Source organism: Paenibacillus sp. Soil750, assembly GCF_001428045.1.
In the GTDB taxonomy this organism is placed as follows: Bacteria; Bacillota; Bacilli; order Paenibacillales; family NBRC-103111; genus Paenibacillus_E; species Paenibacillus_E allorhizoplanae.
On sequence record NZ_LMSD01000023.1, the window covers coordinates 146,673 to 163,744 of the forward strand.

The 17,072-nt window shown below is 43.9% G+C and carries 9 protein-coding genes; 7 read left to right on the top strand and 2 right to left on the bottom strand.

Annotation, left to right across the window (positions count from 1 at the left end; translation table 11 throughout):
* The first annotated feature begins 99 nt into the window (after positions 1 to 99).
* A complete protein-coding gene (locus ASL11_RS20970; RefSeq protein ID WP_056619157.1) occupies positions 100 to 303 on the top strand; it encodes a hypothetical protein in 204 nt (67 codons plus the stop codon).
* Positions 304 to 338: 35 nt separating this feature from the next.
* On the opposite strand, the gene ASL11_RS20975 is transcribed toward ASL11_RS20970, so the two are convergent.
* Both ASL11_RS20975 and ASL11_RS20980 read right to left on the bottom strand, forming a co-directional pair.
* Positions 339 to 1,103: a response regulator transcription factor gene (locus tag ASL11_RS20975; RefSeq protein ID WP_056619160.1), complete on the bottom strand. Its 765-nt coding sequence runs from the start codon at positions 1,101 to 1,103 to the stop codon at positions 339 to 341.
* A 14-nt stretch (positions 1,104 to 1,117) separates the two neighbouring features.
* Positions 1,118 to 2,905, bottom strand: coding sequence for a sensor histidine kinase (locus tag ASL11_RS20980; protein WP_056619162.1), 1,788 nt, complete (start codon positions 2,903 to 2,905; stop codon positions 1,118 to 1,120).
* Positions 2,906 to 3,103: 198 nt separating this feature from the next.
* Between ASL11_RS20980 and ASL11_RS20985 the strand changes: the two genes are divergently transcribed.
* The 6 genes from ASL11_RS20985 (at position 3,104) to ASL11_RS21010 (ending at position 17,071) form a co-directional block, all read left to right on the top strand.
* On the top strand, positions 3,104 to 4,456 hold the full coding sequence (locus ASL11_RS20985; protein ID WP_056619164.1) for an ABC transporter substrate-binding protein: 1,353 nt from the start codon (positions 3,104 to 3,106) through the stop codon (positions 4,454 to 4,456).
* A 94-nt stretch (positions 4,457 to 4,550) separates the two neighbouring features.
* Entirely contained in the window at positions 4,551 to 5,426 is an 876-nt protein-coding gene (locus ASL11_RS20990; RefSeq protein ID WP_056619167.1) for a carbohydrate ABC transporter permease, read from the top strand.
* Entirely contained in the window at positions 5,423 to 6,244 is an 822-nt protein-coding gene (locus ASL11_RS20995) for a carbohydrate ABC transporter permease (RefSeq protein WP_063795647.1), read from the top strand. Before ASL11_RS20990 ends, ASL11_RS20995 begins: the two co-directional genes overlap by 4 nt.
* 30 nt (positions 6,245 to 6,274) lie before the next feature.
* Positions 6,275 to 8,725: a glycoside hydrolase family 31 protein gene (locus tag ASL11_RS21000; RefSeq protein WP_235550528.1), complete on the top strand. Its 2,451-nt coding sequence runs from the start codon at positions 6,275 to 6,277 to the stop codon at positions 8,723 to 8,725.
* Between the two features lie 287 nt (positions 8,726 to 9,012).
* On the top strand, positions 9,013 to 15,006 hold the full coding sequence (locus ASL11_RS21005; protein ID WP_200962464.1) for a sugar-binding protein: 5,994 nt from the start codon (positions 9,013 to 9,015) through the stop codon (positions 15,004 to 15,006).
* Positions 15,007 to 15,259: 253 nt separating this feature from the next.
* Entirely contained in the window at positions 15,260 to 17,071 is a 1,812-nt protein-coding gene (locus tag ASL11_RS21010) for a sensor histidine kinase (RefSeq protein ID WP_056619171.1), read from the top strand.
* The last annotated feature ends 1 nt before the right edge of the window (position 17,072 follow it).

Sequence of the window (17,072 nt, forward strand, 5' to 3'; positions counted from 1 at the left end):
ATTGTGCCCTATCCCTTAAACATTGCTTTCGAGCAAGGGGGAGGGCACATAATTGCACTAAGATGAAAGTGCTTACTTTACTAGGGGAGGGATTTATCTATGTTAGAAATGGATAATATCAAAAAAAAGCATCAATACACCGTATCAGCCAGAGTTGATAATAGTAACGCGAAAGGGCTTCTTCTCAAAATGAAGGAAAAGCTGATAAGTGAAAACGAGCTCTCCTCGGAAAACGGGCTCTCTTTTACTGCGTATGCTTGCATACAAGAGAATATCCTTGTAGTTGCCGCCGATCAGATATAGTGCTGACTCGATTTGATCCTCACTGTACGGTTCATTCACTCATACAAATTTCGATACTCCGTTGGGGTTCTTTCTGCAACTTGTTTGAAAATTCTACTGAAATAATAAGGATCTGGATAGCCTACACGCTGAGAGATTTCTCGGATAGAGAGATTCTTTTCCTTTGTAAGCAAATATTTGGCGTGATTGATGCGCACTGTTGTCAAGTATTTGGAAGGCGGTCCCCCCGAATGTTTGATGAAAATTTTACTAAGATAAGAAGGATGAAAATTAAAGTGCCTGGAGATGGATTCCAGTGTAATTTCTTCATGAAAGTTTTCTTTTAAATATAGTTGAACCATCTGCACAATTTCTTCAGGTGCACGCATCGTTTTCTCGGAAGAAGGCAGTGACTTAGGTAACTGCCTTTTGTTTTCAATTGACATCTTAATCTTGATTAGGACTTGTTCTAATTCGCTGGTGATGATCGGCTTTAATAAGTACTCGTTCACATTGAATTTAATGGCTTGACGCGCATAATCAAAATTGTTGTAACCACTGATGATTACCTTTTCGATATGGGGAAATTGAAGTGAGACTTGCTTTAAGAGCTCTAATCCATCAATGGCAGGCATTTGAATATCCGTAAATAAAACATCGACAGTATTATTTTCAAGTACCTTCAGCGCGGACAAACCGTCTTGAGCAGTACCAATGATGACAAAGGAAGTATCTAGAGATTGAATTTTCTTAACAATATTATTCAAAATCAATTCTTCATCCTCAACGACTACAACGCGAATCTGTGTTGTATGCTCCACTTCGACTCACCCCTTCAACATTTTCCTCCAACGATAACCTTTGCCCCGCCATCTGGTAGGTTAACGGTTTGCATACACAAATCTGTACTGTAAGAAATTTTCAACCTGAGATAAATATTCAGTAGTCCCATACCATCAAGCTGCAGGCCAGGAATGATCCCGGTTTGTTCGATTTCCTGAATCCTATTGGTAAATTCAGCGATGGCACTCTGATCAAATCCAGGTCCGTTATCGGTAACTTCTACGAACCAGTGGTCGTTCTCCTGATACCCTCTCACCTTAATTGTCCATGGAGGCAACAGTTTGGATGAGTACTTCAGTGAATTCTCAACAAGTGGTTGAATAATTAATCTTGGAACTGGAATATTTTTCATATTATCTGCCATTTCAAATGTATACAGAACGTTTTGTTTATGTCTGATTTTAATGCATTCCAGATACTTTTCGGTATAGGCTAGTTCAGTTTCTAAAGGAACAAGAGATGAATTATCAGCGGATATGTATCTTAACATCATGGATAAATTCTCAATCATGATTACAATTTGTTCGTTCATATTCTCTTCGGCCATGATGGAAATCGTAGTCAATGTATTGTATAAAAAATGAGGATTCATCTGCGATTGAAGCGCTAACATTTTGGCTTGAAGTTCCTGTAACTGGGACATTAACAATTGGTCCATGGATTCTTTCAATCTTTCGCTCATCTTGTTAAAAGCGAACTGCAAGCGATCCAGCTCGTTTAAACCGCTGTTTAGTTCCAAATGTGTATGAGAGGTGATACCTACTAAATTTGTGGATTTCATAGTGGCATGCATTCTTGCTATGGGCTTTGTGATTCGTTTGGCTGCAAGGTAAGAAAGCGAAATCGCAAGTAGTAGAATGGCGAAACTAACCAAGGCGATTTTCTTGGTAAAATCATTTAAGGGGCCTAATAATTGCTGTTCGGAGACAATGAGAGCAATGTTCCAACCTGTGTACTCGGAATGAGCGATACTATAAATTTCTTTCTCACTTGTAATAGGGTTACGGATGTTACTCATAGCTGAATGGGAATTTGTTTGCAGAAGGGTAAAGTAAGAAATTAGTTCCTTTGCTTTGGGGTTAATTGGATAAATAATGTCCCCAATATCCGAGTATACAATAACCTTTTGCCCGTAGTTGTGCTTCATGTAATCATTGATGTTGGTAAATAATTTGTCTGCATCTTGCTTGACTTCTACGATACCTTCCGGGGTATTATTAGCGTCAAAAAACAACCGAACTAGTGAGATGGAATACGCATCCTTGGAGGATAGGAATAGGGAAAGCTCATCATCCTTCTCCGGAATTGTGATGTATTTGCCTTTGGTATTTGCGAGCACCTCTTCATACCAAAGTTTATTAGGCAAGTTTACTTTCGTTCTCCGGTTGTCGATACCGGATCCAAACATGTTTCCTCCTAAATCATATAAGTTAATTTGATTAACCGGGAGAGCAGGTCCATTTGCTGCAACTAGAATGTCTGCTAGATCTTTATTGTTATTGATTGAGTCGCCAGATCCCCCAGTAAATTTGAGGAATTTGTCCTTCACTAGATTGGAATACAAAATATTTAAAGATACAGCGTCAATTCTTCGTATTTCTAGGTCTAATTTGTCCTGCATGGATTGTGAGAGATTATCAAGAGATTCAACGGCCTTTTTCTTTAACAAATCGGATGACCACATATAAAAAGGTACAACCACTAGCGATAATACCACTATGATGATTAATGAATAGGTCTGAAAAAGAACGAATCGAATGGTACGTTTGTGAATGACCATAGTCTCCTACTGAATACATGAATAAGATTTTTTATGTTTAGTTTGCGGTGTTTATAGTGAATTGTCAAAAGAAATTTGACGGAGGTAAAGAATGTCCAGTTATAAAGCATTGTAAATCCATGGAAGATGGAAATGAATTGCATATATAATGAAAGCGTAAACATTAGCAACCACAAGTGAAAAGGGGAAACGAGACCAATGAAAAAAACATTAACGGTGATTGTGTCGATTGGGATTATGGCGTCGATGTTAGCAGGATGTGGAAGTAAAGTGGAGACCGTAACACCAGCAGCTTCAAGCAGTGCTACCAATAGTGCGAAATCAACAGAAATGCCAAAAGAAAAAGTTACACTGACCTACATGGCTAGCCAAGACTGGATAAAGGATTCCGAAATGCAGCTCGCAAAGAAGTTTGAGGCGGAGACAGGCATTCATATTGATTACCAAATCGTTCCATCAGATCAGTACCAGAATATTTTGAAGACGAAACTCAATGCGAAGGAAGCACCGGATATTTTCGGTGGACAGGACGGACAGCTTGATTTGAACAATTTGTACGGTGTCGAAAAAAATGCGGTTGATTTAAGCGGTGAAGAATGGGTAAAACGAGAAGACCCTCTTTTTGTAGAACAAGGATCCTTTAATAAAAAGGTGTATGCACTGACCATTTGGGATCCAAGTTATGACTGGGTTATCGTATATAACAAGAAAATATATGAAAAGCTAAACCTCAAAGTACCGACTACTTATGCTGATTTTAAAGCGGTATCAGAGAAGATCAAGTCTGCAGGCACGACGCCTATTTATGAACCCGTGTCGGATGGCTGGCATCATGTGCTTTGGTTTCCTGAGCTTGGTCCTAAATTCGAAGAAGCAAATCCTGGATTAACGGATAAGCTAAATAGTAATAAGGAGCAATTCGCGAACGTACCGATTATGGAGCAGGCACTTACGCAACTCAATGAACTTGCGAAGTCGGGTTACATGGGAGATAACTATTTTTCAAATACGTACGCTGATACAGAAAAGAACATGGCAAGCGGCAAATATGCGATGACGGTGTATAATCTTGGGCTGCCGGCGCAAATCGAAAAAGCGTTCCCAGAGGTTAAAGCGGATACATTTGGCTATTTCTTGATGCCGCTTACTGACAATCAGATATTAAATGTGAATCCTGCTGCGCCAAGTAAATTTATTTATTCAGGATCCAAACATATTGATTTGGCAAAGAAATATTTTCAGTATTTGACGAAGCCAGAAAACTTGCAATTCTTTTTGGATAACGAACCGAAGTTCTTAGCTTTGAATTTCAAAGATATTAAGAACCGTTACACACCTGATCAAAAGGCATTCTTCGATATGTATGGCAAAAAACAAGGCACCGTGTATCAAACATCCATTAGTTACCTAAATCCGCAATGGATGGATATCGGGAAAGACATTTCAGCGATGTTTACAGGGAAAATGCAGCCTAAGGATATTTTGAAAAGCATCGACAAAAGAAGAAGCGATGCCGCAAAAGCAGCCAAAGACCCTGCTTGGGCACAATAATTTGATAAAGGTATAAATCAGAACAGCCCAGTGGATAGGATAATACCTCTTGCTGGGTTGTTACTGAAGATAATATGGAGCGGAGAGTCCTACAATGAACAAAAGCATATATCCCTTTTATTTTTCAATTGGCGCATTGGTCCTGTATCTGCTGTTTTTTGTAATTCCAGGTTTTATGGGAATTTACTACTCGTTTACAGACTGGAACAGTTATAGCGAAGGAATTGAATTCATTGGACTTGATAATTTTCGAACGATCTTCTCAGGGAATGAGAAATACGTATCCTATTTGAATCATACAGTTACGTTCACGATAACAACGGCCATACTGAAAACGGCAATCGGGCTCTTCCTTGCTTTAATTTTAAATCATGGCATCAAAGGTAAAAACTTTCATCGTGTTGTTATCTTTATGCCAGTTATCGTTCCTACTTTAATTGTAGGATTAATTTTTAAATCCGTACTGCATCCGGAAGTTGGCTTACTGAATGAGTTTTTAAGATCCATCGGTTTGGGAGCTTTGGCAAGAAGTTGGCTGACGGATATCCATTTGGCATTCAAATCCATTATTGCTGTCGATACCTGGAAAGGAGTCGGTTATATCATGGTCATTCTACTGGCTGGCCTTCAAGCCATTCCGGATATGTACTATGAGGCTGCGGAAATGGATGGAAGCAATTTTTGGAATAAATTCAAGCATATTATTATTCCACTATTGATGCCAGCGCTTACGGTTACGACGGTTCTTAATTTCATATATGGATTCAAAGTATTTGATATTGTGTACGCGCTTACGAATGGTGGACCGGGATACGAAACAGAAGTACTGTATACTGGCGTGTTTAAGGAATTTTCCCTCGGTCGTTACGGTGTAGGTACTGCTTTGTCTACAGTTATGTTTCTCGTTATGATCGTGATTGGCTTTTTTGCAGTCAAATGGATGAGCAAAGAAGATGAGGTGGGCAAATGAAGCTGAACATGATGAAGAATGGTTTGAAAAATATGGCTGCCTGGATCGTGAGCATGATCACGCTAGCTCCACTCCTGTTAATAGTGATTAATTCGTTAAAGGATAAAACGCAGGCTAGCTCAATGGGTTTTGATTTGCCAAAAAAGCTACATTTCGAAAACTTCCTGGTCGTTATTGAAAAAGGGAAATTACTTCGTTCTCTCTTGAATAGCGTGTTGTATACCGGAGTTTCTACGATTTTATGCGTATTATTAGCTGCAATGGCAGCCTATATTTATGCTAGAAACCGTTCTAGATGGAATCGTTTTTTTTACTATTTCTTAATTCTAGGCATTGCCATACCCATCAATTATTTTACATTAACCAAGGTAATGCAAATGACTCATTTGATGAATACGCAAATCGGAATAATTATTTTGTACGCAGTCGTGCAAATTCCATTCAGTGTATTTATTTTATATGGATTTGTGGGAACCGTCCCCAAAGAACTCGACGAATCCGGCATTATTGATGGTTGCGGCCCACTAAAGCTGTTCTTCTCCATCATATTTCCATTATTAATGCCTGCTGTAGTGACCACATTTATTCTGGCTTTTATTAATTCATGGAATGAATTCTTACTTCCTCTTTACTTCTTAAACAATGCCAAACAGTGGCCTATGACGTTATCCGTCTATAATTTCTTTGGTCAATATCAAATGGACTGGAATCTAGTTAGTGCTGATATTGTACTGACCTGTCTGCCCGCTATTATTTTGTATTTATTAGGTCAGCGTTACATTATTTCAGGTATGACATCTGGCTCGGTAAAAGGATAATGAATACACATTTCTGTGACAAGGAGAATTATGATGCAAATCATTCGACATATTGTGCAGGCAGATCGTCTGCTTTTAGAAACGACAAGCGGGAGAATCATGCTCGTTCCTTATTCCAACAAGATCATTAGGATTCGATATACATTGGAAGCTGAATTTAGTACGCGAGAAAGTCTAATGATAACAGGCTTGCCTGATTCGAAGATTCCCTTCACCGTAGAAGATCAGCAAAGTCATTTATTATTTTCAACGGCAGAACTGACAATCCGTATCTTAAAGAAGACGGGGGCTTTTACTTATCTGGATGCGTCAGGAGCTGTATTAACCAAAGAGCCAGATCCTAGAGGCAAAACGCTTGTCCCCATGGATGTTACGAAATCCGTGTTTGATGAATCCGCCAATATCGAAGCTGGACAAGGAGCCGATGGCCTGCGTGTCCGAGCCGACAACGTGAGAAAAGTGATAGATCGAAAAGCATTTCATACAAAGCTTGAGTTTGAATGGATGGAAGATGAGGCTTTATACGGCTTGGGTTCGCACGAAGAAGGCGTAATGAATTTGCGGGGAACGCATCAATACTTATATCAACAAAATATGAAGGCGGTTGTTCCCGTCCTTGTATCTACGCGTGGATATGGCATTGTAGTGGACAGCTATTCCATGATGACGTTTCGTGATGATGCTTTTGGTTCCTATATATGGACAGAAGTAGACGATGAAATGGATTATTATTTCATTCATGGTCCGGAGATGGACAGTATTGTGCATGGGATCCGTGAATTAACTGGAAAAGCGCCGATGCTGCCCAAGTGGTCATTCGGTTATGTTCAATCCAAAGAACGTTATACGTCGCAAGAAGAATTGATAGCCGTTGTTCGCGAGTACCGTGAACGAGGACTGCCGCTTGATTGCATTGTGCTGGATTGGAAGTCCTGGACTGGGGAACTCTGGGGTCAGAAAACGCTCGATCCAGAGCGTTTCCCAGATCCGAAAGCCATGGTGGAAGAGCTTCACGGGATGAATGCACGATTGATGGTTTCTATCTGGCCAATTATGAATCCTCAGAGCGATAACAATAAGGAAATGAATGACAATGGTTGCTTGCTTGGTAATCAGGCAACATATGACGCTTTCCAGGAAAAAGGCAGACAATTGTACTGGAAGCAGGCAAACGATGGTCTTTTTGTACATGGCGTTGATGCTTGGTGGTGTGATTGTACAGAGCCTTTCGAAGCAGATTGGCATGGATCTATCAAGCTTGAACCCGAACAACGGATGCAAATTAACACAGAGGAAGCGAAGCTATATCTTGATCCGGAGTTCATTAATGCTTATTCCTTGCTACATTCCAAAGGCATTTACGAAGGACAACGCCGAACCACGGAGAGCAAACGGGTCGTAAATCTGACACGTTCAGCTTATGCAGGTCAGCATCGTTATGGAACGGTAACATGGTCGGGAGACATTGCGGCAAATTGGGAGACGCTGCGGAAGCAAATCCCCGCTGGATTGAATTTTTGCGCAACAGGATCGCCATATTGGACCGTGGATATCGGAGCTTTCTTTGTCCAGAACAAACCTGATCTGTGGTTTTGGAATGGCGATTACGACACAGGCACCCAGGATATGGGGTACCGGGAATTGTATGCTCGCTGGTTCCAGTACGGTTCGTTTCTTCCGATGTTTCGTTCTCATGGAACGGATACCCCCAGGGAGGTATGGAGATTTGGTGAGCCCGGTGAGCCTGTATATGATGCCATTGTTAATTTCCTCCTTCTTCGATACGAATTAATGCCATACATCTATTCCTTTTCTGCCCACGTTTATCACTATGATTATACGTTCATGCGAGCGTTATCATTTGACTTCAGGCATGATCCGAACACATATAACATTGGGGATCAGTTTATGTTTGGTCCTGCTTTTTTAGTAAATCCAGTCACTGAGCCCATGTACTACAATAGTAATTCTGAAGTGCTAGAAGGTGTGAAGAAAACCAGAGATGTTTATTTACCAACAGGAACGGAGTGGTACGATTTTTGGACCAATCGCATCTTTGAAGGTGGGCGAATAATAGAAGCTGAGGCTCCACTTGACCGTATACCGCTTTATGTGAAGGCTGGATCGATCGTGCCTATGGGCGGGAGTATTCAGTTTGCTGAACAACATACGGATGATAATAGACACATTCGTGTCTACACGGGGCAGCACGGCACATTCGATTACTATGAAGACGAAGGAGACAATTATAACTATGAAAAGGGTGCTTATGCTCTAATTCCTATGGTGTGGGATGAGGAGAACCGAACATTCATAATCAAAGAGCGGGAAGGCTCTTATCCCGGGATGAGTCAAAATCAATCATTTAACATAACATTTTTGGGTGTTAGTGATGGTGATGGATCTCTCAAAGAGGGAGAGAAGAAAACGCAAATTTACTACACAGGAAACTACATAGAAATCACGGTCAAAGACCTGTAAGAGGAGATAGCCAAGACATAGCTTGAGTACGTTACCAAATGGTACTTGAGCTTTTCCTTGTCTTACCTTGGCATTCTAATACGATGTCCAATCAATGTTCCTACAAAATTCCTTCTGGCCGTATGATTGTCTCTGTACGAAAGAGTCGTGAAAAACTACAATGAACTCAGAAATGATATCGCTTACAAAACACTGTTAAGTTCGTAATGGAAGGGGGTGATTCGAACAAAACTCCTACTGTCGTGCTACCCAGAACAGTTTATAAATTGCAATTCCAAGGAGGTTTTATGAAAGTGAGAAACAGAGCATTCATTTGGATTATGACTTTGGTAATGCTATTTTCCATGTTACCATTTTCAGGGTCGGTAGTCGCAGCTGCCAGTGCGCCAAGTGCAACGATCTATGTTGCTACAAATGGCAATGATAACACAGGGGACGGAACACAAGCAAAGCCGTATAAAACGCTTGCCAAGGCAAAAACAGTAGTAAGGACCCTGCCTAAGACTGGCGGTGATATCGTCGTTCAAATTGCGGATGGATATTATCCGCTTGATGAAACCCTAGTTTTTGACAAAGATGATTCCGGAAGTGCAAGCAGCACGATTCGCTATGAGGCGGCGCCGGGTGCGAAGCCGGTAATCAGCGCTGGTGAAATGCTGGAAAAAGGCGTATGGACAGAAGCTGTTGGCCTTACCCAGACTGGCGGCTTAAAGGCGTATAAAACGACCCTTAACCGGAGCGATAAGCTGCGCGCACTCTATGTAAACGATAAGGGCGCCACCATGACGAAGAGCTCGGAAATAGCTTCGGCCAACAGAACCGTCACCGGCACCCCCACAGCCAGCTTTACCGCTGCCAATAACCCTTGGGCGTGGCAGAACGGCACCAACATCCGGGCGGGTATCGTATTCGATGCCAGCGTAGGTCTGACGACGGCAACGAAAAACCCCCAAAACATCGAAGCCGAAAGCACGGGCGGCTCCACCGCCAGATGGGCGAGGCCTTTTATCACCTTCGCGTCGATCGAAGAGGCGCCGGTAGCCAGCAACAAGCCCGGCGGTATCATGTTCCGGTTCCAGATGCCGTATGGGTTCATTTCACAATCATTGGGTAATAACACGCAGTATAATCCAGGTAACAATCAAGTAATCCGCAACGCTTTCGAGTTCTTCAACAAACGCGGAGATTTCTATTTCGACCAGGCGGAAAGCACGCTTTATTACATCCCGCTTGCAGGCGAAGATATCAACTCCGCCGACGTGGTCATTCCAAGGCTTGAGACGGTCCTCGACATTAGAGGGATCCCTGTAGGAGATCGGTTGAACCCTGTTGCAGGCTCGGATGATGGACGTGTCAAAAACATTACTTTCAACGGGCTGAAGTTTGCCCATACCGACTACAAACTGACTGAACTGACGGGCACCTATACATATAGCGACGGGTCCGGTCCGGTAACGACCAGTTCCCGCGGCTATGCGTCCGTTCAGGGCTCTATCGTGAACAAAGTTTACTTCCCCAGCAGCATAAACTGGCATGAGACTTTCTACCGAGGGTATGACATACCGCCGGCAGCGGTAATGATCAACGCGGCGAGGAACATCAAAGTGCTGAACGGCGAGATCGGACTAACTGGATTTAATGGCATCCATGTAGAAAACGATGCCAAGGATATCGAAATCTCGGGCAACTATATCGTAGATACGCTCGCTTCCGGCATTGTAATCGGGCATCCGCAGCATATCTATGAAAACGATGTAGCGATTACGCATGAATCCAGTGTTTCGGTCTCAGGCACGCCAATAAGGAACTGGGCCGGCGTTGATAAGGAGAAATTTACGGCGGGTACGGAAGCTGTGCCGGAGAATATTTATATTACAAATAACTTTTTGTACAGGACCTGCTACGGATTCCCGGGCGCCAACGCACTTGCTTCTTTTTACACAACTAATATGCAGGTACTGCACAACTACATTTATGACACCACTTACGGCGCCATGAGCATCGGATGGGGTTGGGACGAGTATGACGGGTTCGGCTTTACCGCCCAAGGGACCAACAAGACCGGTGGCCCTTACAATGGTACGAGTGAAACGAGCATCGCAAGGTCTCCAGCAATATCTACGACTTCCAGGAATAACAAAATAAACTATAACAGGGTAGAGGAAATTTGCACGGTAGTTAACGACTCCGGAGCCATTTACTCACTGGGACGGCAGGGCGATCCGGGTAATTTGCCGGGTGGAGGGACATGGGACACCATAAACACCGTCTATCCTTTGACAAACGATCCCGTCACTAACAAGAATAGTAACTGGAATTCTGACAACTGGACGAATTTCACCGAGATGAACTACAACTTCCTTAACCCAAATCCAACGGATAAACCCACGAGCTCCAACAACTGGATGAACGGGTTCCATCCCGACGAAGGCAGTACGTTCATTAAGATGATAGGCAACGTCGTGCAGGCAAAGCTCTCCTATGCCCCCGGACAGAGCCGTCTTATTGAGTTTAACAACTGGAAGCGCAAAAGCGATATGATTATGGTCCAAGGTTATGTGGATGGGGACAACAACCAGAATGGCGCCCCTAGGACTACTTTTGACAATTACAAAAGTACAAGCCGCATTTGGCCACTTAAGGGCAACGAAATCGTTTTAAATTCGGGCCTTACCAACGAATACACGAAGATGATCCCAAGAAGCCTCATTGCCGATACCGAGTTTGAGTTGGCTTCCAACGTCATCATGGGTAAAGGTGAAAAGCTGAACCGCAGGGGTCTGCTAAAGGCTGAAGACACTGTCTGGCTCGCGCCCGCGAACACAACTGTCTTTAATGAAGGCAATACGATGACAAAAGCTGCCGGCGACGTTAAGTCAATCAACGCTCCGTCTGCCGCAGGAGAATACAAACTATATATCAAATATGGAGACGGCAGAGAAACGGCGACTTCCAAGTATACGGTATACGTCGATGCGAGCGGTTCAGCAACCAATGTGGAAAATGGGAAAAGCTACGAAGTTTCAGCGGTACGGCCGCTTAAACTGACTTTGAGTACGGATTACACCTTTACGCTTAACGGCAAGCCCGTGGCGAATGGGTACGAAATCCGCACCGAAGGAAGCTGGACCTTGGTAGGCAGCACTTCGACGCCTGCCATAACCCTCAACTTTACCACCACAGTATCGGTGGCGAATAGGCTGCTCCCGGCTGACGTGTCAGTAGCCCCCGGCGGGAAAGTCAGGTTTGCGTACGATTTGGACGACGCCACAAAACAGATATGGATTTCCTCATCGAGCGATGGAAATTTTATTGAAAGCGACAAAGAAACAATGGCCTCCGGCAACATGATAGAAATAACCGCGCCAAAGTTGCCCGGTCCATACATTATTTATGTACGGTCGAAAGAAGGCGATGTACTCAGCCAGTCTCACGCTCGTGTTGTGGTGCGCGATATGACGCCTGTCGATATTCCTAGAAATGGTCTTGACTTATGGCTCAAGGCTGATGAGGGCGTGGAAAAAGATAGCAGTGGCAATGTGATTGGATGGACAAATATGGGAAGCGTCCCGGCGAAGCTTGTCCCAGCGAACGTCCCCGGTAGCGGTGGCGATAATCTTGGAACACCAAATGGCAACCCCACGCTAAAGAACGATGGATACGACTATGTAGATTTCGCAGCGATGTCAAGGCCGCTAAAAGCTGCAGGCTTTAAAAATTATAACGGCAGTACGCAGATGACGATATACGCGCTGGTTAGACCAACAACCACAGCCAACAACTCGAGTGACCAAAATGGTCTTGTTTATTTCGGATTGAACGAGTCTTACCAAACTTGGGCGGCCAACAGCGGTTGGAGCGGTATTAATCTAGGTGTAGGAACAAACAGAGTTAACGTTCGCTTTGGTAACACGGATGGCAGCGTATCGGGCGGCGGGCAACAAATTACAACAACAGCCACTGACGGTCTGGCCAGCGTTCGGGCGCAGCTAAACGGAACCAATAGAGCCGTTTTTGTTAATAACAATGTCATTGGAACTGGAACCAACGCTAAGGCACTTTTAGGGAACAGCTCGGATCTTGGCGTAGGTTACACGATGGCGGCTGCAACCCCTTACCGCTTCCTGGGTAGGGTCTCGCAGATTCTCATCTACAACAGGGTGCTGACAACGGATGAAATTACGAAAGTAGAAACATATTTTAACAATGTCAAAGCGGGCCGTGGTGGACCCGCGAACCCAATTGTCTCCGCGGTCGACAAAAACCTGCTGACTGCCTTGATAGAGGCCGCCAATAACAAGGAAGCTACCATTTATACAAGCAATTCATGGAACGCTTTTGCAAGCGCATTAAGTGAGGCCAAAACAGCGCTCTCAAATGGTGAGATCGGGCAGGCAGCAGTGGACAATTCATATTACGCGCTCCGTAACGCGAGCAAAGCGCTTCAACTGGTACCCAGCGGAGTTGCGACTGCCATATACGGTACGCCTGTTCTCGGCGGGGCCGTGCTCGACCTGCTCTGGGATAAGACCGCCACGCTGCCGATATTTAAGCATCTGACAATGGTGAACGGTCCGACGGATGGCTCCGCTAAAGTGCTATGGGACGATACTAACCTGTATGTTCTGGTGCGTGTAAAATCCCCTGAGCTGAACAACAGCAGCAGCAACGCGTGGGAGCAGGACTCGGTCGAGATCTTTGTGGATGAGACCAATAGTAAACAAACCTCCTACGGCACAGGTATGGGACAATACCGTATTAACTATCTTAATGCGAAAAGCTTTAATCCAGGCAGTATCAGTGCGGGTTTTGAGTCTTTTGCCAAAGTCGTGGATGGCGGTTATTACATTGAAACGAAGATCCCCTTTAAAGCTGTCCTTCCTACGGTTGATCGTGTAATTGGATTTGATTTGCAGATCAATGATGCGAAAGCAACGGGTGGCCGTCAGGACATTATTATGTGGAACGACGTGACCGGACAGTCCTATGCTAACGGTTCACAATGGGGTGTGGTTACACTTGTGGGCAAGCCGCCGGTGGTTACCGGCGCTGCTGGAGCGACCTCCATCACGACGAAAGCCGGCACGCTGCAAATGTTGGCGGGAGTGCCCGTCGTATGGTCGGTAACCGCAGAAGACGGTTCGGAGACAAATGCGGCGATCATCAGCGAGACAGGATTGCTGTCGGCCAAAAAGAACGGCGTCGTGAAAGTAACGGCGATAGCCAACGGGTCCAGTTTGAGCGGCAGCGCGCTGATCTCAATCAGCGGTCAAGAGGGCGATACGACTCCACCGACAACGGCCGATGATGCACCGATCTATTGGGTTAATCATGATGCAGTGGTCAATCTGACGGCAACTGATAGCGGGTCTGGCGTCGGAGAGACGTATTACACGATAGATGGCGGAGTTCAACAGGCAGGAACGACAGTGTACATTGTCGGCGAAGGCACTCATTCCCTCGTTTATTGGAGCGTGGATAACGCTGGCAATGTGGAACAGTCGCATACAGCTTCAGTGAACATTGACATGGAGGCACCTGTTACAGACTTATCTGTTAATCCCGAAGCTCCTAACGGCAGCAATGGCTGGTATGCAGAAGCTGTAACGGTAAGCTTTAGCGCAGCCGATAATCTCTCAGGTGCGGCCAAGACGGAGTACAGCCTGGACGGCGGCAGCACATGGTTAACCTATACGGCTCCGGTAACGCTTAGCCAAGACAACAAATATACCGTGAGTTACCGTTCTACGGACAATGCCGGCAATGTGGAAGCAGCGAGAACGATCAGCTTCAACCTGGATCAGGCCGTTCCGACGATTACGGTATCCGGCCTAGTATACGGCTCGTACAGTGATTCCATGGATATCACGCCAATCCTGACGCTCAGCGATAACTTGTCCGGAGTGGACAGCAGCAAAACAACGATCATGCTGGATACAAATGGCGTACAGCAAGGAGCGACGATTCCACTCTATACGCTGCCTCTCGGTTCGCACATGCTGATCGTGACGGCAAGCGATCTGGCAGGGAATACGAGTAGCCGGACGATCGCGTTCCAGACGACTGCCAGTATCCAATCCTTGCAAACTCTGGTCTCACGCTTTAAGAATGCCGGATGGATCGATAACGCAGGCATTGCGAACAGCTTGCAGAGCAAGCTCACTGCAAACAGTCTGGCCGATTTCGTGAGTGAAGTTCAGGCGCAAAGCGGCAAGCATATCTCTGCGCAAGCCGCAGGCTACTTGCTCAGGGATGCCCGGTATTTGTTATCCAAACACTAAGAGAGTATTGGCCGGCTGCCGTGAACTGTTGTAAGAGTGAACGGTGGTTCGTATGTCAGGATTCGTAATGCGGGTTTCGCTAGTTTAATGCCCAATAAGCTGTATGTCTCTTTAATGATGACATGTGCTTATTGGGCTTTTCATGCCATAATTTGTGTAAGAATGAATATTGTGTTGTTAATTTCTTCCTTATATAATGATGGTGAACGCTTACATTAAAGTTTGTCTGCTTCATTTGAAAGGTGGCATCACCATGAAAGGGTATAAGCAATATTTCAATGGGCTCTCGATTAAAAACAAAATCTTCTCCACAAATATTTTGATTATTATCCTTTCGATTTCAATCATTGCGCTTTTTGCCAACATCGTCTCTCAAAAAGCAATTATCGAGAAAGCAGTCAAAAATTCGTCAAGGGAACTTGTTCTCATTGACAATAACCTGCAGACATTAATCACGACAGTCGAAGATTATTCAAAAATATTGGCAACTGATTACAGGTTGCAAAATGAACTCTATAACGATTTCTTAGAAAATAATAACTTATCGTCCTCTCATTATGTGGGGGGGTTAGATAATTTATCAATGAAAAAGACACTCTCTGAAGTTATTAGCAACATTGTTGAGCCCAATACCAATATCAAAGCGGTAAGTGTTCTCACTTCGAATCATCAATGGGTCGATGTAGGCTTTGCGGATAATGAGTTTGCTTCCCGTATATTTGGATCCGGCCCAGAAGCCATCGATCATTCCTTTCAGCCTGTCTTGACAGGGTTAATGAAGTTCAAATTCCGCTATGAAGGGGATGACAACGTATTTGCTGTTTCCAAAACTGTGATCCATAAAGATACTGGAAAAACGGTTGGATTGGTTGTTTTATACGTAAAAGAAACGGTTATCGCCTCTATTTATGAAAGGAAAATGAACTACAAGGGAGGAAATTTCTATATACTCGATCAATATGGAAAAATCATCTCCTCCCAGAATAAAGCTAATTTGTACCGGGATTTCAAAGAGGCAACCTCGATATCCATTCCTAATTCGACTCAAGTAGAAACAGGCTTCTTTCAAGGAAATGGGAGCGAGAAGGTGCTGGTATCTACTCACCGATTGGAACCATTAGAATGGTCGATTGTAAGTGTTATTCCAATTGATGAAATTACGGTGGAGCGCAAAGAAATTAACAAATTAATTATTTGGATCGGCTCATTATGTCTATTGCTCGCATTTATTGTCTCCTATCTGTTGTCCCGATCGATCACGAGGCCGATCTTCCAACTTTCCAGAACGATGAGAGATATTCGGACTGGCCATTTGACGGTCAGAAGCTCGTACCAATCATCGGATGAAATCGGATATTTAAACGATGTTTTTAATAATTTGATGGACCGTATCGAAGAACTATTGGCCGAAAATGTTGAGGAACAGAAGACAAAGGCCGAGATTGAATTCAAATTGCTGCAAACGCAGGTACAACCCCATTTTTTGTATAATACCCTTGAAACGATCATATCGCTTATTAAGCTGAATATGAAAACAGAAGCCATTACAGCAGCGAAATATATGGCCAATTTCTATAAAATTTCGTTAAGCAAAGGTAACGATATTATTACACTTAGAGAAGAAATGCAACTATCTGAGAGTTATTTGGAAATCCAGCAATTGCGCTATGTGGAATATATGGCATATACAATGGATATTGACGAGGAAATTATGTCGTGTTCAATTTCGAAGTTAACGTTGCAGCCGATCGTGGAAAATGCCATCTATCATGGCCTTAAGAGGAAAACGGAAAAAGGTTTATTGAGGATCACTGGGCGCCGTTTGGGTGACGAGGTGCGTATTGAAATTTACGATAACGGCGTAGGAATAGAAGAATCGAAAATAAAGGGATTGTTGAGGGAAGTTGCGGACTCCAGTGAAAGAACTGGCTTCGGAGTCAGAAGTGTCCATAATCGGGTTAGAATGCTGTATGGGGACAGATACGGATTAGAGGTAGAAAGCGAAATAGGCTTATATACCAGAGTTACCATCCGTTTGCCGTTCAAACCATTGCGGGAGGTATGAG